Origin of the sequence: Streptomyces sp. NBC_01288 (assembly GCF_035982055.1) — a bacterium.
GTDB lineage: Bacteria > Actinomycetota > Actinomycetes > Streptomycetales > Streptomycetaceae > Streptomyces.
In genome coordinates, this window is sequence record NZ_CP108427.1 from 2,598,765 (window position 1) to 2,616,130 (window position 17,366).

Here is a 17,366-nt window from a genome sequence, read left to right on the forward strand (position 1 = left end):
ACCTCTCCGTCCGCGACAGCGGTGCCCGGACAGGGGAAGGCTACCGCTCCGACAGTTCCCGAACCCGCCTCCGCCTATTTTGCGTACGTCATACGAAAAATATGCCAGACTCATTTCGTTCAGCCCCGTGTCGCACGCACCAGCACGCATCAGCCGGAGGCTTCGCCATGTCCGCGTCCAGCTCTCCCTCCCCACCCGTTCCCGTCGAGGGGGTCGGACCGTCGCGCTCCGGCGCCGTCGTCTGGGTCCTGGCCCTCGGCGGGATCACCGTCTCGCTGATGCAGACGCTGATCATCCCGATCGTGCCCGAACTCCCCAAGCTGCTGAACTCCTCGCCGTCCGACGCCACTTGGGCCATCACCGCGACCCTGCTCGCCGGTGCCGTCGCCAACCCGGTCGTGGGGCGGCTCGGGGACATGTACGGCAAGCGGCGGATGCTGCTGCTCAGCCTGGTGCTGCTGATCGTCGGGTCCGTGATCGGCGCGCTCAGCGACACACTCGTGCCGATGATCGTCGGGCGCACGTTCCAGGGCGTCTCGATGGCCGTCATCCCGCTCGGCATCAGCATCATGCGGGACGAACTGCCGCCCGAACGGCTGGGATCGGCAACGGCGTTGATGAGCGCGTCGCTGGGTGTGGGCGGTGCGCTCGGGCTGCCGACGGCCGCGTTCATCGCCGAGAAGGCGGACTGGCACGTGCTGTTCTGGACGGCGGCGGTGCTCGGTGCCGTCGTGGCCGCGCTCGTCGTGACCCTCGTACCGGAGTCGGCGGTGCGCAGCGGCGGCCGGTTCGACGTGGTCGGCGGCGTCGGGATGTCCATCGGTCTGGTGTGTCTGCTGCTGGCCATCTCCAAGGGTGCGGACTGGGGTTGGGGCAGCGGTACGACAACGGGCCTGCTCGCCATGGCGGTTGTGGTGCTGCTGGTGTGGGGCTGGTGGGAGCTGCGTACCGTACGGCCGCTGGTCGATCTGCGCACCAGTGCGCGCCGCCAGGTGCTGCTCACCAACCTCGCGTCCGTGGTGTTCGGCTTCGCCATGTTCGCGATGTCGCTGGCCGTGCCGCAACTCCTCCAACTCCCCACGTCCACCGGCTACGGCCTCGGCCAGACCGTGCTCGCGGCGGGGCTCGCGCTCGGCCCCTCCGGCCTGGTGATGATGGCGACCGCACCGCTCTCCGCCCGGATCTCGGCGACGGCAGGCCCCAAGATCACCCTCATGCTGGGCGCGTTCATCGTGGCCGCCGGTTACGGGCTGGGGGTCGTCATGATGGCCGCGGTCTGGCAGGTCGTGGTGGTGTGCTGCGTGATCTCCGCGGGGGTCGGTTTCGCCTACGGCGCGATGCCCGCGCTCATCATGGGCGCCGTGCCGCTGTCCGAGACGGCCGCCGCGAACAGCCTCAACAGCCTGATGCGGTCCATCGGTACGTCCGCCTCCAGCGCCGTCGCCGGAGTCGTCCTGGCCCACATGACGACGAGCTTCGGCTCCCTCACCGTCCCCTCCCACAACGGCTTCCGCGTGATCATGGGCATCGGTTCGGCGGCCTCGCTCGCGGCCCTGGCGCTGGCCGCGTTCCTGCCGGGGCGACGGGTCCCGGTGGATGCGGGGGTGCCTGCGGCGGCCTCCGCCGGGGCGGGGGCACGGAGCTAGGTGTCCTGAAAAAGTGTGTCAGTTTCGCCGAAAGTGTCACACTTTTTCAGAGAGGGGTAGGTGCGGCGGACGGGGCTCCACACCCCGCCCGCGTCACGTACGTCGTCTACGACAGCTGCGTCTGCACCTGGGCCGAGATCAGCTCCAGGTGGTCCAGGTCGGCGAGGTCGAGGACCTGGAGGTAGATGCGCTGGGCGCCGATCCCGGCGTAGCCGCCGATCTTGTCGACGACCTCGGACGGGGTGCCCGCCAGGCCGTTCTCCTTGAGTTCGTCGACCTCGCGGCCGATCACGGCGGCGCGGCGGGCGACTTCTTGGTCGTCCTTGCCGACGCAGACCACGAGGGCGTTGGAGTAGGTGAGGTCGTCGGCCTTGCGGCCGACCGCCTCGGCGGCGGCGCGGACCCGGCCGAACTGCCGCTCGCTGTCCTCGATCGAGGCGAACGGCATGTTGAACTCGTCGGCGAACCGCGCCGTCAGCTTCGGGGTACGGCTCGCGCCGTGGCCGCCGATCAGCACGGGGATCTTCGCCTGCGTCGGCTTGGGCAGCGCGGGCGAGTCGGTGAGGTCGTAGTGCGTGCCGTGGAAGTCGAAGGTGTCGCCGGGCTTGGTCGCCCACAGGCCGGTGACGATCGCCAGCTGCTCCTCCAGGCGCGCGAACTTCTCTTTCGGGAACGGGATGCCGTACGCCGTGTGCTCCTGCTCGAACCAGCCCGCGCCCAGGCCGAGTTCGACCCGGCCGCCTGACATCTGGTCGACCTGCGCGACCTGGATGGCGAGGACGCCGGGGAGCCGGAAGGTGCCGGCCGTCATCAGGGTGCCCAGGCGGATGCGCTTGGTCTCGCGGGCGAGTCCGGCCAGGGTGATCCAGGCGTCGGTGGGACCGGGGAGCCCGTCGCCGGAGCCCATGGCGAGGTAGTGGTCGGAGCGGAAGAAGGCGTCGAACCCGAGGTCTTCGGTGGCCTTGGCCACGGCGAGCAAGGTGTCGTAGGTCGCCCCCTGCTGGGGCTCGGTGAAGATGCGCAGATCCATGGTTCCATCCTGCACGCTCGGGTCCCGGTCAACCCCATCGGTCCCTACGGCCCATCTCGTGCCCGGTCGGGTGAAATTGCGTCAACCGTGCGCACGGGGGGCGCCCGCGCCAGTGACCGGCCCCGTTGATGATCGTTGGCTCGGGCGGAGCCGGACCGCCCGGATTCCCGCCTCCTCCTCGCCGGGGAGGCAACGGGCCGAGGAGGCCGTCATGTCCGAAGAAGCCGTGCCGCAGCAGGGTGGACCTGCACAACCCAAGGGGTTGTTGCAGCAGATGGAAGAGCTGATGGCGTCCCTGAACGCGGACCTGTCCGCCCTGGACGCGGACCTACAGTCGACGTCGATGGACGACACGGATCGTGTGAAGCGCCCTTAAAGGGGCGCGGGGAACTGCGCGACCAGCCACGACGGCGTCGCGCAGACCCTACGAACCTCAACCCCCAAGGCGCTCCCCCGCACCGTCACCCCGCCTCCCGCTCCGGTATCGCCGCAGCTTCCCGGTCCGCCAGTCTGCGCAGCATCTCCAACACCCGGTCCCGGGACTCGTCCGCCGCGTCGATCGCCTCCATGCACTGCCAGTACGTCCCCTCGTCGTCCGCCGCGCAGGCGATCCCCACGAGGGCGATACCGACCTCCCCGAGCAGCCCGCCCAGACACAGCAGGGCGAGCCGGGCGTCGCCCAGCTCCGTGAGCTGGGCCGCACGTAAGTCCTCGATGGCGAGTACCGGAGTGTCGAGGACTCCGCAGCCCCGGCCCGCCAACTCGGTCAACCCCAGTGCCTCGCCCCGCAGTTCGGGTGGCCCGAAGACCGCGAGGCGGCTGCCTATCGCCTGGGCGAGCGCCTGCGCCTGCCACACCTCCGTCAGGGTCTCCGGCACGTCACCGCTTCCGGCCAGGGCGCGCCTGCTCGTCACGATGAGCCGCATCGCGTCCATGCGCTGCCCCTGTCATATCCCGACGTGCTGTTCGCACGTCCGCCCGAACTCCCCTGTCCACTACCCAGAGTGAGAGTCCCTGAGACGAAAAGCCAGAGGAAGGCGGAAATCTGTGGACAACAAATCGGTTGCGGACAGATGAACGACTCCGGAGAGTGAAAATGGACGCCCCGACTCCAACAAACGGTCGGCTACGACTACGAGTTGTCGGCTACGGCGCCGGAAACCTGCCCTCGTTCCGGTCGATCTTCGCGTCCAGCGCCGCCAGCGGATCGATGCCGAGCACCTCGCACAGTTGGAGCAAGTACGCGAGGACGTCGGCGACTTCGTCCCGCACCCGGTGTGCGCTGTCCGGGTCGTCCATGACCCGCGCCGACTCCTCGGGGGTCAACCACTGGAAGATCTCGACGAGTTCGGAGGCCTCCACACTGAGCGCGGAGACAAGGTTCTTGGGGGTGTGGTAGGGCTGCCAGTTCCGCGCGGCCGCGAACTCGGCCAGTCTGCGCTGCAGTTTCGCCACGTCGAGATGTTCTGTCACGGGTCCAGGTCTACCACTGTGACGCCATCGATCTGAGTCGCCCAGGACGCGTCGCTCACCGCGCCGACCAGCCGGATGTGCCCGCGCTCGCACATCCGCGCCGCGAGCCGCAGCAGTTCGGCCCGTTGCCGAACGTCCACTCCCCGGTCGAGGCCGTCGGCGAGGACGGTCAAGGTCTGCATCGCGGCCGGGACCTCGCCGGGCGGGTCGACCTCCAGGACACCGGGACCGGTGAGGAGCACCAACGCCAGTGCCGCGTACCGGAGTTCACCGTCACCGAGCCGCTCGAAGGTGGTGCGCAGTCCGTCGCCCCGGTCGAGCACCGCGCGGAGCATGCCGTCGGCCAGCGGTTCCGCGAGGACGTCCACCACCGGCCCGGCACACCCCGTGCGCACCGCCGTGACGAGCTGCCCGTGCCGTCGCCCGCACTCGGACCGGGTGCGCCACAGCACGTCGGCGAGGTTGCCGCAGTCCCGCAGCAGCCGCCCGTCACCGATCGGCACGGCATCGCGCATCCGCTCGGGTACCGGATCGCAGGCAAAGACGGAGCGCAGGGCGACCACCATCTGCTCGGCGGCGGCGAGGACTTGACGCTGCCCGTCGGTCTTGCCCGCGACCCGTAACGGCAGCAGGGCGGTGCCGAGCCGGTCGTCCGGCAGGGGTGCGCGGGTGACCGGCGACGAACCCGCCGTATGCCAGGCGGCCTGCACGAAGCGGCGCGACGGGTCGCGCAGCGCGGTCTCCAGGAGGACCAGGCCGCCCGACGTCAACCGCTCGCCCACGATGCGCAGTTCGGGCTCGGCCTGGACCGCGACGTCGAGCCGTACCGGACCCTCGGGCCCGTCCGCCGTGCAGCCGATCCTGAACCCGCGTCGGCGCTGGGCGTCGGGCCGGGCCCGCTCCGGGACACAGGCGACCGGGTCCGGGAACACCTCCCCCACCTCGCTCCCGCCGCCGAGCCGCGCGAGCGCCTCGTACGCGCGCAGCGCGCTCGTCTTGCCGCAGCCGCTGGGCCCGGCGAAGAGGGTGAGCGAACCGAGCGGGAATCCGGCACCCCGGTGCGTGGCGAACGCCGACAGCCGCAGCTCGGTGAGGTGCGGCCGGTCGGGGTGCGCCTCGACGCGTCCGGGGCCCGTCGGCTCGGGCGTCCGCGACGACGGCGGGGCGACGCCGGCCGACGGCTCCGGCGCGGGCCGGGCCCGGCGCGAGGCGGCTTCGGGCGACCGCCCCTGCGGCGGCACGGACTCGGACGACCGCGAGGACGCGGGCGGCCCGGGAACCCGGGAGGAGCCGGACGGCTGGGACGACTGGGGCGACTGTGCTGACACGGTCATATCCGGACCGTAGGCCTCCGCCGCCAGGCGAACCGTTCCGCCCTGGAGACCTTCCTACGATCGAGGGACCGCCCCACCGCCCCCGTCACCGGGACGGCTCACACGCCCGGGACCCCCGCCCCCTCCATCAGCCCCTGCACCTCGGTCCCCGGCGGGGTGAGCAGGAACACGTTCCGGTCGACGCGGGTCATCCCGCTGGCCAGGCCGAAGACGACGCCCGTGCTGAAGTCCAGCACCCGCCTTGCGACTTCCGTCTCCGCGCCGGTGAGGTCGAGCAGCACCGGGATGCCCGCCATCAGGGTCTCCGCGACCTCGCGGGCGTCCCCGAACACATTCACGCGGAGGACGACGAAGCGGCGGCGCGGCTCGGTCCGGGCCTCGGGTATCGAACGGTGGCCCACGGCGGACGGCCAGGCGTCGCGCCCCCGCAGCGGCACTACCTGGGCGAGCCCTTCCCACTGTTCGTCGGTGACATCGTGGCTGTTCACCGGCATGCTCCGTCCTGGGTCGCGCTGGCAGTCTGCATCCGGCAATTGTTGCGCACTGTCACCCGTTCGGCCCAACTGCGACACACTCCGCGACAAGATCGGGCCGCATCTCACAGTGGACCCCGGCCGGTTGTGCACCGGGCGTAACCCCTCATGATCGGGCCGCGTGACCTCGGCGTAACGGGCAATTCGTACGGTCTACGGCATGACGAAGCCCCCCACGCGACAGGTACGGACGGTCTGCTCGTACTGCGGTGTGGGCTGCGGCATGCTGCTCGACGTCGGCGCGGGCCCCGACGGCAGTCCTACGGTCCTCAGGGCGTCCGGCGACAAGGCGCACCCGGCGAACGGCGGCCGGCTCTGCACCAAGGGCGCCACCACGGCCGAGATGCTCGCCGCACCGGGCCGGCTGACCGGGGCGCTCGTGCGGGGCGAGCGCGGCGAGGAGTTGGTGCGGGCACCCGTGGCCGACGCGATCGCGGAGACCGCGCGGCGCCTGCGGCGGATCGTCGACGAGCACGGGCCGGACGCGGTCGCCCTTTATGTCTCCGGGCAGATGAGCCTGGAGGCGCAGTACTTGGCGAACAAGCTGGCCAAGGGGTTCGTGCGCACGAACCAGATCGAGTCCAACTCCCGGCTGTGCATGGCGAGTGCGGGCGCCGGTTACAAGTCGTCGCTGGGCGCGGACGGGCCGCCGGGGTCGTACGAGGACTTCGAGCGGGCGGACGTGTTCCTGGTCATCGGGTCCAACATGGCCGACTGCCATCCGATTCTCTTCCTGCGGATGATGGAACGGGTCAAGGCGGGCGCGAAGTTGATCGTCGTCGACCCGCGCCGGACGGCAACGGCGGCGAAGGCGGATCTCTACCTCCAGATCGCACCGGGCACCGATCTCGCCCTGCTCAACGGCCTGTTGAGGCTGCTGCACGAGAACGGCCACACCGACCCGGAGTTCATCGCCGCGCACACCGAGGGCTGGGAGGTGCTGCCCGCCTTCCTAGCCGACTACGCGCCGGACGCCGTCGCCGCCCTCACCGGCCTCGCCGAGGACGACATCCGTACGGCGGCCCGGCTGATCGGCGAGGCGGGCGAGTGGATGAGCTGCTGGACGATGGGCCTCAACCAGTCCACGCACGGGACTTGGAACACCAACGCCCTGATCAATCTTCATCTCGCGACCGGCGCCATCTGCCGCCCCGGCAGCGGCCCGTTCTCCCTCACCGGCCAGCCGAACGCGATGGGCGGCCGCGAAATGGGCTACATGGGACCGGGGTTGCCGGGCCAGCGGTCCGTACTCGTCGACGCGGAACGGGAGTTCACTGAGGAGGTGTGGGGTCTGCCGCCGGGCTCGATCCGCGCGGACGGGGTCGGCCGGGGCACGGTCGAGATGTTCCAGAAGATGGCCGACGGCGACATCAAGGCCTGCTGGATCATCTGCACCAACCCGGTCGCCTCGGTCGCCAACCGACGCACCGTCATCGAGGGCCTGGAAGCAGCCGAGTTGGTCATCACCCAGGACGTCTTCACCGACACCGAGACCAACTCCTACGCCGACGTCGTCCTCCCCGGCGCACTGTGGACCGAGTCCGAGGGCGTCCTCGTCAACAGCGAACGCACCCTCACGCTGGCCCGCCCCGTCGTCGCCCCACCCGGCGAGGCGATGCCCGACTGGCGGATCATCGCGGCCGTCGCCTGCGCGATGGGCTACGAGAAGGGCTTCTCCTACGACAGCGCCGAGCAGGTCTTCGAGGAGATACGGCAGTTCTGGAACCCGGTGACCGGCTGGGATCTGCGCGGGGTGACGTACGAGCGGCTGCGGTCCACGCCCGTGCAGTGGCCCGCGGCGGCGGAGGACGGGCCGGACCGCAACCCCATCCGGTACATGGGTGGGGGCGAGCTGCGCTTCCCGACTGCCAGTGGACGAGCCGCCTTTCACGCCCGCCCGCACATGCCCGCCGCCGAACTGCCCGACGACGACTACCCGTTCGTTCTGAACACCGGGCGGTTGCAGCACCAGTGGCACACGCTGACGAAGACGGGCAAGGTCGCCAAGCTGAACAAGCTGAACCCCGGGCCGTTCGTGGAGCTGCATCCGCTGGACGCAAGGGAGTTGGGGATCGCCGAGGGCGACTCGGTGGAGGTCGCTTCGCGGCGGGGGCGGGCGGTGCTGCCGGCTGTGGTGACCGACCGGGTGCGGCCCGGGGGCTGTTTCGCGCCGTTCCACTGGAACGACCTCTTCGGCGAGTATCTGAGCGTCAACGCGGTGACGAGCGACGCGGTGGATCCGGTGTCGTTCCAGCCGGAGTTCAAGGTGTGCGCGGTGGCGCTGACGAAGGTGGCGAGTGCCCCACCGGCACAGCCGGAGGTCGTCGTGCCGACCGCCACGACCCCGGTCGGGAATCCCTTCGGACTCGATCCCGCCCCGCCGCCCGTCCTCACCGCACGCGAACGTCTCTACCTGACCGGCTTCCTCGCGGGCATCGAGTCCGGCACCCCGGGGGTGCCGACGCTACCGCCGGACGCGCCCTTCGGCGCCGAACACGCCTTGTGGGTCAACGGTGTTCTCGCCGGGATGTATTCGAGGTCCACGGCCGCTCCCGTGCAACTGCCGCGGCCCGGGCGGCAGATCGTCGTCCTCTGGGCCTCACAGACCGGCAACGCCGAGGAGTTGGCGGCGGCCACCGCCGAACGGCTGGGCTCTGCCGGGCACCGGGCGACCCTGCTCGGCATGGACCAGGCCGACGCCGGCACGCTCCCCGCCGACGCCGATCTCCTCTTCATCACCAGCACCTTCGGCGACGGCGACGCCCCCGACAACGGCTCCGGCTTCTGGGACACGCTCGCCGGTGAACAGGCGCCACGGCTGGACGGAGTGCGGTTCGCGGTGCTCGCCCTGGGCGACTCGTCGTACGACGACTTCTGCGGGCACGGGCGCCGACTGGACGCGCGGCTCGACGAGTTGGGCGGGGTGCGGCTGGCCCCGCGCACGGACTGCGAGCCGGACTTCGAGCCGTCGGCGGACGCGTGGCTGGGGCAGGTCATCACGGCACTCGGCACCGACACAGAAGCCCCGGCATCACCGCCCCGGGTGACCAAGCCCGCCCCCGCCGCCGCCCGGCTCGTCGGCAATCGCCTGCTCAGCCTCCCCGGCGCGGGCAAGGAGGTCCGCCGCTTCACCTTCGACACCAGCGGTACCGACCTCACGTACGAGACCGGTGACGCACTCGGTGTCCGCCCGGTCAACTCCCCCTCCCTGGTGGATGAATGGCTCACCGCCACCGGCACCGATGCCTCAACGGTCGTAGAACTGGAAGGTCTTGGAGAGCTTCCCTTCGCCGAGGCGCTGCATCGGCAGTTGGACATCACCCGTGTCACCCCGGACCTGCTGCGCTTCGTGGCCGAACGGGCGCGGGACGACCGGGAGTTGCGCAGGCTGCTGCGACCTGACAACAAGGACGGGCTGGCGCAGTGGAGTTGGGGGCGGCAGGCGGTGGATGTGCTGGCCGAGTTTCCGGTGAAGGCGGGGGCCGAGGAGTGGGCCGGGGTGCTCAAGAGGCTTCAGCCGCGGCTGTATTCGATCTCGTCCAGTCCACTCGTCGACCCGCACAGCGTCTCGCTGACGGTGTCGGTGGTGCGGTACGAGGGGCTCAACGGGCGTCCGCGCGGCGGGGTTTGTTCGCCGTTCCTCGCCGATGCCGACGCCGGCGCCGGCGCCGAGGCGGGGACCGAGGTCCCGGTGTTCGTGCAGCGCTCGCCGCACTTCCGGCCGCCCGCCGATCCGGCGACGCCGATGGTGATGGTCGGGCCCGGTACCGGTGTCGCGCCGTTCGTCGGGTTTCTTCAGGAGCGGCGCGCGCTCGGGCATCCCGCGCCGAACTGGCTGTTCTTCGGGGAGCAGCATCGTGCGACGGACTTCTACTACGAGGAGGAGCTGACGGAGTTGTTGGGCGAGGGCTCGCTCGCCCGACTCGACACGGCGTTCTCCCGGGACCAGCGGGCGAAGGTGTATGTGCAGGACCGGATGCGGGAACACGGGCCGGAGTTGTGGCACTGGTTGCAGGACGGGGCCCACTTCTATGTGTGCGGGGACGCCTCGCGGATGGCGAAGGACGTGGATCGCGCACTGCGTGACATCGCGGTCGCGCACGGCGGACTGGACGAGGGCGAGGCGGCCTTGTACGTGAAGCAACTGGCGGCGGCGAAGCGGTATGTGCGCGATGTTTACTGAATGAACTGATGGCCACGGCGAGTTGAACAACGCCGTTCGAGTTTGCCCCATTTAGGCCACAACGAGGCCTTCTTACCCATCTCACACCGGAATCTTCTCGATTGCCGACACCTCGCTCACCAGGCGGGATTAGCGTCCCGTGTCGTGCACTTGGCAGAAACACAACAGGTGACACCCGGTCGGCGGACACAGTCGGCGGTGTCCGCCCCGGAACCTCCCGCGCAGTGGCACCGCATCCTCACCCTGCTCGCCGACATCAGTCTGTTCATCGGCGTCCGCCCGGTGTGGACGGAGGCCGCGAGCCACCGGCTCGTCGTGGCGGCGGTCGTCTGCCTCTGCTACGCCTCGATCCTGGTGTGCGGGGTGCTCGCCCTGGTGGTCCGCCGGACGCGGTCGCTGGCCCGGATCGATCTCGCCGTCCTGGTGACCGCCGTCCTGCTGGCGCTGTCCGCGTGGTCGGTGTTCCACACCGGCGGCGACGAGGCGGTCCTCACCACCCAGGCCGCCAAGGAACTGGTCGCCGGCCACCCGATCTACGGCCGGCCCTGGCCCTGGCTGTTCCACCCCAGCCAGGGCGTCGCCCTCACCCCGACGGTGACCGGCGGCTACGACTACACCTACGGCTATCCCCCGCTGGAGACGCTGCTGACGGCGCCCCTGCTGTGGATCGGCCACGGGGGCGCCCCCGCGACGGCCGTCGCGACCGGCGCGCTGATCGCGGCCGCGGTCCTCATGTGGCGACTGCTGCCCACGCAGTGGCGGTCGGCGGCCACCATGGCGTGCCTCGGCCTCGGCCTGCTGCCGACCTACGGCCGTCAGGGCTATCCCGCCGTGCTCGCCCTGGCGTTGCTGGTGCCGGTGGTGATCCGCTGGCCCCGGATCGGCAGGGGCGGCCGGCTCGGCCCGGCCGGGATCGCCCAGGCCGCGTGCCTGGGGGCGGCCTGCGCGGCGCAGCAACTCCCCTGGTTCCTCACGCCGTTCCTGCTCGCCGGGATCTACGCGGTGCGGCGCGGTGAACTGGGCGCCCGGCAGGCCGCGTCGGTGCTGCTGCGGATCGTCGGGGTCGCCGTCACCGTGTGGCTGCTGATCAACACGTACTTCATCGTGCACGAGCCGAGCACCTGGCTGCGCGGCATCGCGCTGCCGTTGACACAGGGCGCGGTGGTGCACGGTCAGGGCCTGGTGGACATCTCGCTGTACTTCACGAACGGCAGCGACCGGCTCGACTGGTACTCCCACGCGAGCATGCTGCTGGCGGCGGGTCTGCTCGCCGTGTTCGTGCTGTTCGTACGGCGGTTGGGTCCTGCGGCGACCGTGCTGCCCTGGTGCGCCTTCTATCTGGCGACGCGTTCGCAGGACGGCTACTACCTGCTGATGACGCCGCTGTGGCTGGCCTCGGCCGTGACGGCGCCGATCGCCGAGTTCCGTGCCGCGTGGCAGCCGCGCCCCCGGCTACTGTCCGGCCCGCACCGCCGGCAGGCCCGGGTCGCGGCGGCCGTGCTGCTGGTCACGCCCGCGCTGGCGAGTGCGGCCGTGGCGGCGACGGGGGCACCGCCGATGACCATGAAACTCGCGGGAGTTCGGCGCGCGGTGCCCACTGTCGTGACCCGGCTGACGGTCCAGGTGACCAACTCGTCCGGTACCGCCCTCACCCCCCACTACACGCTCACCACGGGCCAGGGCATGAGCAGGTACTGGTCCCAGGTGGGCGGCCCGGCGACGCTGCCCGCGCACAGCACGGAGACCATCGAACTCCGGCCGCCCGACGGGACGTTCACCCTGCCGCACAAGAAGGTCCGTATCCGGGTGCGTGCCTTCACCGCCACCCCGCAGACGCTGTCCAGCTCGGACATCCAGCTGCGGCCCAAGGACTGACCGTCTGCTTGACGGTCCGTCAGGCGGCCGTACGCACGAAGCGGAGCGTGGTGGTGACGGTGGTCAGGCCGCGCAGCATGCCCAGTTGGTTCCAGCCCAGGCCGAACTGGTCGCGGTCCACGGTGAATTCCGCGTCCAGTGTGAGCGCCTCGCCGGTCGTGTCCTTGAGGCGGGCCGTGAAGGTCTGCGGGCGGCTGATGCCGTGGACGGTCAGCTGACCGACGACGTGCACGGTGTCGCCGTCACGCAGTTCCGCGCTGCGCACCGCGAAGGTGATCTCCGGGAACTTGTCGGTGTCGAACAGGTCGGCGGACCGCAGATGCTTGTCGCGCTTGGCGTTCTTGGTGTCCAGGGAGGCGGCGTCCAGGGTCAGCGTGCCGATCGCGGAGCCGTCGCCCTGGACCTCGCCCCGACCGCTGACGGTGCCGAAGACGCCCTTCACATTGACCAGGCCCCACATCGTCCTGTGGCTGATGCCCACGGTGGAGGCGGCCTGGTCGAGCTGCCACACCCCGGTCTCGACGGCGACGGTCATGATCTCTCCCACTGGTTCCGGTAGTCCAAATTTGAATGAGCCTTACGAGCCTCAAGCTAGCCCATTATCCAAATCTGGACAACCACCTACTCCAAAATTGGACAACAGGTAGACTCGACACCATGGCCGACCCCGCTGAGCACCCTGCCGACCAGCCCCAATGCCCCTCCATGCGGGGCGACGGGCTGCTCCCGCCCGAGCTGCGCGCCTGGATGCTGCTGCTGGCGGCGACGGGTGCGGTGGAGCAGGAGCTGCGCTCGGTCGTGAAGGGGAACCTCGACGTCTCGCACGACGAGTTCCTGGTGCTGTGCCTGCTGGCCGAGCAGCCCAAGGAGGGCCTGCGGATGACCCGGATCGCGGAGCTGCTGGGCCGGCCCAAGACCCGGCTGACCTATCAGATCGCCTGCCTCCAGCACGCGGGCCTGGTCACCCGCAAGTCCGTCTGCGGCGACAAGCGCGGCATCGAGGTCGCCCTCACCGACAAGGCGACCCAACTCCTGCGCGAGGCCTCCGAGTCACTCGCCGAGACGGTCAGGCGCGGGCTCACCCAGTTCGTGGGGCGCGAGCAACGGGAGGCGCTGAACGCGCTGTTCCCGGATCGCGCCGCCAACTGACACCGCTCTAAAGGGCGTTGGGGGCACCACCGTCCGCCAGCAGGTCCAGGAGTGTCGCCCGGGCCCGCGCCACCCTCGAACGGACCGTCCCCACAGGGCAGTTGCCGATTTCCGCCGCCTCCTCGTAGGGCAGGCCCAGGAGTTGGGTGAGAAGGAACGCCTCGCGGCGTTCGTCCGGCAGGACGGCGAGGAGGTCGAGGAGCGCCACCCCGTCGTCGAAGCCCGGAAGGCCCCGGGGTTGGGCCAGTTCCACGGCCAGTTGCCAGTCCTGGACGTCGGACAGGCGGGGGCGGACGGCGGCGCGGCGGTAGCTGTCGATCACCGCGCGGCGGGCGATGGACAGCAGCCAGGTACGGGCCGAGGAGCGGCCCTCGAAACGGTGCAGGCTGCCGAGCGCCCGGAGGAACGTGTCCTGCGCGAGGTCGTCGACCGCCTGCGGGTCGGCGCAGAGGTGGGAGACGTAGCGCAGGACGTCACGGTGCAGGGCGCGTACGAGGTGGTCGACGGCGACGGAGTCGCCGTGGCGGGCGGCGAGCGCCCAGTTGGTCAGTGACTCGTCGCTCGACTCCGTCACGTCGGGCGATGCGGGCAGGGTAGGAGTGCTCACCTGAGGTCCTTCTCGGTCACCGTGAAAGGGGATCGGCCGTCCCGCGCCGCCCGGAAGAGGCGTGGCGCGGGGTACGGCCCAGGCCCGAGGCGCGGAGGCGCGGCCCGGGGTGCCGGCTGTCGTCAGGCGACAGCGGTCGCCGGGGGCGGACCCCGAGAGGTGATCGCGTGGACGAGAAGGAGAAGCCGCGGCGCCCGCTCGGAACGGGGGCGGCGCCGACGCAGACGCGGGCGATGCGGTGGGACGGGGAGCGCGAGCAGCAGTCGTAGCGGAGCGATCAGTCGTCCGGCTACGGCCCGCAGGACGCGGAACGCGGCGCGCTCGCCGTGGGCCAGCCACAGGCCGCAGAGCAGGGCGGCGAGGAGGTGGGCGGTGAGCATCCCGGGCGAGGCGGTGCCGGTGGTGGTGGCCGACATATGGCCCATGTCCATGGAGTCCGTTGCGCTCATGTGCATGGAGCCCATGTCGGCCGACCCCATGTCCATGGACACCGGGTGTCCTGTCGCGGGCTCCGCGAAGGAGAACGCCGAGTGGAGGGCGGCCTGGGTGGCGACCACGAGGGTCACGATCAGCGGGAGGCCGCGTTCACGGCCCGCCAGGGACCAGCCGGCCGCGCCGGTCGCGGCCAGGCCGGTGGCCAGTGCCCAGGCCGGTACGTGGTGGCCGGACATCAGGACGTGGGCCAGGGCGGCGAGCACCACACAGACGGCCGCGAACATCGCGGCCCGTACCGTGCGCGCACACCACCCTGCCGTCATGGCGCCTCATCCTGGCATCCGAACCTGGGTCTCAGCCGTGGGTACGGTATTTCCCGGCTCGGTGCTCAGTGGTGTTGGTCGCGGCGGGCCGTTCCTACTCCTCGATGACGAGGCCCTTCGCGGCGAGCACCGGGGCGAGGTTGCACATCTCGACGACCGTCTTGCCCGCGCGGTACGCGGCGATGAACCCGGCCTCGGCGTCGATCCGTTCCTGCGAGAGGGTGGCGGCCTCGGCCGCGTCCTCGCGGCGGACGACGACCACGCCGTCGGCGTCGGCGCGCATGATGTCGCCGGGGCGGACGAGCACACCGCCGACGGTGATCGGCTCGCACATCGGGCCGACGGTCTCCTTGACCGTGCCCTTGATGCAGACGCTGCGGGAGAAGACCGGGAAGCCCAGGGCGCGCAGGTCCTCGGTGTCGCGGACGCCCGTGTCGGTGATCAGACCGGCGAGGCCCTTGGACTGGCAGGCGTTGGCGAGGACGTCACCGAAGGAGCCCGCCTCCTCGTAGTTCCCGGCGGACACGACCACGACGTCACCGGGCTGCGCGTACGCGATGGCGGTCTGGAGCATGAGGTTGTCGCGCGGGGCGCACTGCACGGTGAACGCCGGGCCGCACAGGGACATGGTGTGGTCGACCGGCTTGATGGCCGAGTCCAGCGCACCGAGGCGGCCCTGCGCCTCGTGGATGGTGGCCGAGGAGAAGGCACTCAGCTGCTTGACCACGGCGGGCTCCGGGCGGTCGAACTTCGTGCTGACGCGGATCATGATGACCTTTCAGGGATCAGGCGGTGGGTGCGGAGGTCAGTTCGGCGCACGCCGCCGCGATGCGCTCGCAGGCCTCGGTGAGGACGTCCGTCGACGTGGCGAACGAGATACGGAAGTAGCCGGGGGCGCCGTACGCGGCTCCGTGGATCACCGCGACCTGCCGGCTGTCGAGGAGGTGACGGGCGAAGTCCTCGTCGTTCTCGATCCGGGCGCCGGCAGGGGTGAACTGGCCTATCGCGTCCTGGCAGTTGACCAGGAGGTAGAAGCCGCCGTCCGGCACCGTGCAGCTCAGCTGCGGTACGTCGTTGACGAGCTTCACGGTCTCGTCGCGCCGGGCGCGGTAGACGCGCACGGTGTCCTGGACGAAGTCCTGCGGCCCGGTGAGCGCGGCGGCAGCGGCGGCCTGGCTCACGGACGAGGGGCACGAAGAGGTCTGCGACTGGAGGGTGTTGATCGCGGTGACCAGGTCCGTCGGACCGACCCCGTAGCCGATACGCCAGCCCGTCATCGCGTACGTTTTGGAGACGCCGTTGGTGAGGAACACCCGGTCGGCCAGGCGGGGTTCGACCGCCGCGAGCGACGGGGCCTCCTCGTCGCCGTACCAGATCTCGTCGTAGATCTCGTCGGTGAGGACGCCGATGTTCGGGTGGGCCAGCAACACCTCGGCCAGGGCCTGGAGTTCGGCGGTGGTGTAGGCCGATCCGGTCGGGTTTCCCGGGGTGTTGAGGACGACCCAGCGGGTGTTCTCGGTGATCGCCGCCGTGAGCCGCTCCGGCGTGAGCTTGAAGCCCTCCGCCTCGGGGCAGTCCACGATGACCGGGGTGCCGTCGTTGGCGCGGACCATGTCCGGGTACGACACCCAGTACGGGGCGGGGACGACGACCTCGTCGCCCTCGTCCAAAGTCGCCATCAGGGCGAGGAAGATGACCTGCTTCGCGCCGCCGCCGACGGTGATGTTCGCGTCGGTGACCTCCAGGCCGTGGCGCTCACGGAGTTTGCCGGTGATCGCGGCGCGCAGGGCCGAAGTGCCGTTCACCGGCGTGTACTTGGTCTCACCCGCCTCGATCGCCTTGATCGCGGCGGCCTTGACGTGGTCCGGGGTGTCGAAGTCGGGCTCGCCCACGGTCAGGTCGAGGATGGTGAGCCCCTGGCTCTTCAGCTCGCGGACGCGCTGCGCCGCCGCCGTGCTCGGCGAGGGCTTGATACGGCCGAGCCGTGCTGCCGTCTTCACGGTGATCAGCCCTCCCTGCGCTCGAAGTTGAGGCCACCGGGCACCTGGAAGGTGGGCAGGATCTCGATGTGGCCGATGTTGACGTGCCGGGGCGAGTCGACGGCGAACTCGATGGAGTCGGCGATGTCCTCGGGCTTCAGGGACTCGTAGCCGTCGTAGAACTCGCGCTGGGCGGCCTCCATGTCGCCGAGGAGGCGGCCGAAGATCTCGGTCTCCACGCGGCCGGGGCAGATCTCGGTGACGCGCAGGCGCTTGCCGTAGCCGTCGACGCGGAGCTGGCGGGAGAGGGTGTGCACGGCGGCCTTGGTGGCGTGGTAGATCGTGTTGCCGCCGAAGTTGTAGACGGCGGCGATGGAGCTGATGTTGACGATGTGGCCGCGGTCGCGCTCGACCATGCCGGGCATCAGCAGGCGGACCAGGTGCAGGACGGCCTGGATGTTGACGGCGACCTGCTCGTCGACGGCGAACTCGTCGGCGGTGAGGATGTTGCCGGTCCGGGAGACGCCCGCGTTGTTGACGAGGACGTCGATCTCCAGGCCGTCGAGTGCGGCGGTGAGGGCCGCGGTGTCGGTGACGTCGACGGCGTGCGGGATGCAACCGGTCTGGTCGGCAAGGGTGTTGAGCCGGTCGGCGTTGCGGGCCACGGCGTGGACTTCGAGGCCGCGCTTGGCGAGCCGTTCGACGACCACGGCTCCGATGCCGGTCGACGCTCCGGTGACGAGGGCCGTCCTGTAGTCGGAGATGGGCATGCTGAGGGCTCCTTGCTGTGCGGGGGTGG

The 17,366-nt window shown here is 70.6% G+C and carries 16 protein-coding genes; 5 read left to right on the plus strand and 11 right to left on the minus strand.

Annotated features, from left to right (window positions below):
* The first annotated feature begins 167 nt into the window (after nt 1–167).
* Nucleotides 168–1,646, plus strand: a complete 1,479-nt coding sequence (locus OG194_RS11085; protein WP_327400698.1) for an MFS transporter — start codon at nt 168–170, stop codon at nt 1,644–1,646.
* 106 nt (nt 1,647–1,752) lie between these two features.
* Here the strand turns inward: OG194_RS11085 and OG194_RS11090 are convergent, their stop codons facing one another.
* Nucleotides 1,753–2,676, minus strand: a complete 924-nt coding sequence (locus OG194_RS11090; protein ID WP_327400699.1) for an LLM class F420-dependent oxidoreductase — start codon at nt 2,674–2,676, stop codon at nt 1,753–1,755.
* A gap of 211 nt (nt 2,677–2,887) precedes the next feature.
* On the opposite strand from OG194_RS11090, the gene OG194_RS11095 reads away from it, so the two are divergent.
* Entirely contained in the window at nt 2,888–3,052 is a 165-nt protein-coding gene (locus OG194_RS11095) for a hypothetical protein (RefSeq protein WP_327400700.1), read from the plus strand.
* Between the two features lie 85 nt (nt 3,053–3,137).
* Here OG194_RS11095 and OG194_RS11100 read toward each other — a convergent pair whose 3' ends face one another.
* The 4 genes from OG194_RS11100 to OG194_RS11115 form a co-directional block, all read right to left on the minus strand.
* Nucleotides 3,138–3,611, minus strand: coding sequence for a DUF6099 family protein (locus OG194_RS11100; RefSeq protein WP_327400701.1), 474 nt, complete (start codon nt 3,609–3,611; stop codon nt 3,138–3,140).
* 211 nt (nt 3,612–3,822) lie between these two features.
* Nucleotides 3,823–4,149 carry a nucleotide pyrophosphohydrolase gene (locus OG194_RS11105; protein ID WP_327400702.1) on the minus strand — a complete coding sequence of 109 codons (327 nt, stop codon included), beginning with the start codon at nt 4,147–4,149 and terminating at the stop codon, nt 3,823–3,825.
* Complete coding sequence (locus tag OG194_RS11110) at nt 4,146–5,483, minus strand: ATP-binding protein (protein ID WP_327400703.1); 1,338 nt, start codon at nt 5,481–5,483, stop codon at nt 4,146–4,148. Before OG194_RS11110 ends, OG194_RS11105 begins: the two co-directional genes overlap by 4 nt.
* Before the next feature lie 98 nt (nt 5,484–5,581).
* Nucleotides 5,582–5,977 (minus strand): cell division protein SepF, encoded by a 396-nt coding sequence (locus tag OG194_RS11115; protein WP_327400704.1) that lies wholly within the window; start codon nt 5,975–5,977, stop codon nt 5,582–5,584.
* 199 nt (nt 5,978–6,176) lie between these two features.
* On the opposite strand from OG194_RS11115, the gene OG194_RS11120 reads away from it, so the two are divergent.
* Both OG194_RS11120 and OG194_RS11125 read left to right on the plus strand, forming a co-directional pair.
* The gene (locus OG194_RS11120; protein WP_327400705.1) at nt 6,177–10,199 is read left to right on the plus strand and encodes a bifunctional nitrate reductase/sulfite reductase flavoprotein subunit alpha; all 4,023 of its coding nucleotides are present in this window, start codon (nt 6,177–6,179) and stop codon (nt 10,197–10,199) included.
* Between the two features lie 198 nt (nt 10,200–10,397).
* The gene (locus OG194_RS11125; RefSeq protein WP_327400706.1) at nt 10,398–12,074 is read left to right on the plus strand and encodes a hypothetical protein; all 1,677 of its coding nucleotides are present in this window, start codon (nt 10,398–10,400) and stop codon (nt 12,072–12,074) included.
* Between the two features lie 19 nt (nt 12,075–12,093).
* Here the strand turns inward: OG194_RS11125 and OG194_RS11130 are convergent, their stop codons facing one another.
* Nucleotides 12,094–12,609: a YceI family protein gene (locus OG194_RS11130; protein ID WP_327400707.1), complete on the minus strand. Its 516-nt coding sequence runs from the start codon at nt 12,607–12,609 to the stop codon at nt 12,094–12,096.
* Nucleotides 12,610–12,731: 122 nt separating this feature from the next.
* On the opposite strand from OG194_RS11130, the gene OG194_RS11135 reads away from it, so the two are divergent.
* Complete coding sequence (locus OG194_RS11135; RefSeq protein WP_327400708.1) at nt 12,732–13,223, plus strand: MarR family winged helix-turn-helix transcriptional regulator; 492 nt, start codon at nt 12,732–12,734, stop codon at nt 13,221–13,223.
* 7 nt (nt 13,224–13,230) lie between these two features.
* On the opposite strand, the gene OG194_RS11140 is transcribed toward OG194_RS11135, so the two are convergent.
* The 5 genes from OG194_RS11140 to OG194_RS11160 all read right to left on the minus strand — a co-directional run bounded on the left by OG194_RS11140 (nt 13,231) and on the right by OG194_RS11160 (nt 17,337).
* Nucleotides 13,231–13,830, minus strand: coding sequence for a sigma-70 family RNA polymerase sigma factor (locus tag OG194_RS11140; protein ID WP_327400709.1), 600 nt, complete (start codon nt 13,828–13,830; stop codon nt 13,231–13,233).
* A gap of 122 nt (nt 13,831–13,952) precedes the next feature.
* Nucleotides 13,953–14,588, minus strand: a complete 636-nt coding sequence (locus tag OG194_RS11145) for a hypothetical protein (RefSeq protein ID WP_327400710.1) — start codon at nt 14,586–14,588, stop codon at nt 13,953–13,955.
* Between the two features lie 94 nt (nt 14,589–14,682).
* Nucleotides 14,683–15,357, minus strand: a complete 675-nt coding sequence (locus tag OG194_RS11150) for a 4-carboxy-4-hydroxy-2-oxoadipate aldolase/oxaloacetate decarboxylase (protein WP_327400711.1) — start codon at nt 15,355–15,357, stop codon at nt 14,683–14,685.
* Nucleotides 15,358–15,373: 16 nt separating this feature from the next.
* Entirely contained in the window at nt 15,374–16,588 is a 1,215-nt protein-coding gene (locus OG194_RS11155; protein ID WP_327400712.1) for an aspartate transaminase, read from the minus strand.
* 5 nt (nt 16,589–16,593) lie between these two features.
* Nucleotides 16,594–17,337 (minus strand): SDR family oxidoreductase, encoded by a 744-nt coding sequence (locus tag OG194_RS11160; protein ID WP_327400713.1) that lies wholly within the window; start codon nt 17,335–17,337, stop codon nt 16,594–16,596.
* Nucleotides 17,338–17,366: the final 29 nt, after the last annotated feature.

Excerpts from the sequence above, each read along its gene's own strand:
- OG194_RS11115 (WP_327400704.1), bottom strand. The coding sequence starts at position 5,977 with ATGCCGGTGAACAGCCACGATGTCACCGACGAACAGTGGGAAGGGCTC.
- OG194_RS11085 (WP_327400698.1), top strand. The coding sequence starts at position 168 with ATGTCCGCGTCCAGCTCTCCCTCCCCACCCGTTCCCGTCGAGGGGGTC.
- OG194_RS11150 (WP_327400711.1), bottom strand. The coding sequence starts at position 15,357 with ATGATCCGCGTCAGCACGAAGTTCGACCGCCCGGAGCCCGCCGTGGTC.
- OG194_RS11145 (WP_327400710.1), bottom strand. The coding sequence starts at position 14,588 with ATGACGGCAGGGTGGTGTGCGCGCACGGTACGGGCCGCGATGTTCGCG.
- OG194_RS11110 (WP_327400703.1), bottom strand. The coding sequence starts at position 5,483 with ATGACCGTGTCAGCACAGTCGCCCCAGTCGTCCCAGCCGTCCGGCTCC.
- OG194_RS11095 (WP_327400700.1), top strand. The coding sequence starts at position 2,888 with ATGTCCGAAGAAGCCGTGCCGCAGCAGGGTGGACCTGCACAACCCAAG.
- OG194_RS11100 (WP_327400701.1), bottom strand. The coding sequence starts at position 3,611 with ATGGACGCGATGCGGCTCATCGTGACGAGCAGGCGCGCCCTGGCCGGA.
- OG194_RS11130 (WP_327400707.1), bottom strand. The coding sequence starts at position 12,609 with ATGACCGTCGCCGTCGAGACCGGGGTGTGGCAGCTCGACCAGGCCGCC.
- OG194_RS11090 (WP_327400699.1), bottom strand. The coding sequence starts at position 2,676 with ATGGATCTGCGCATCTTCACCGAGCCCCAGCAGGGGGCGACCTACGAC.
- OG194_RS11160 (WP_327400713.1), bottom strand. The coding sequence starts at position 17,337 with ATGCCCATCTCCGACTACAGGACGGCCCTCGTCACCGGAGCGTCGACC.
- OG194_RS11120 (WP_327400705.1), top strand. The coding sequence starts at position 6,177 with ATGACGAAGCCCCCCACGCGACAGGTACGGACGGTCTGCTCGTACTGC.
- OG194_RS11135 (WP_327400708.1), top strand. The coding sequence starts at position 12,732 with ATGGCCGACCCCGCTGAGCACCCTGCCGACCAGCCCCAATGCCCCTCC.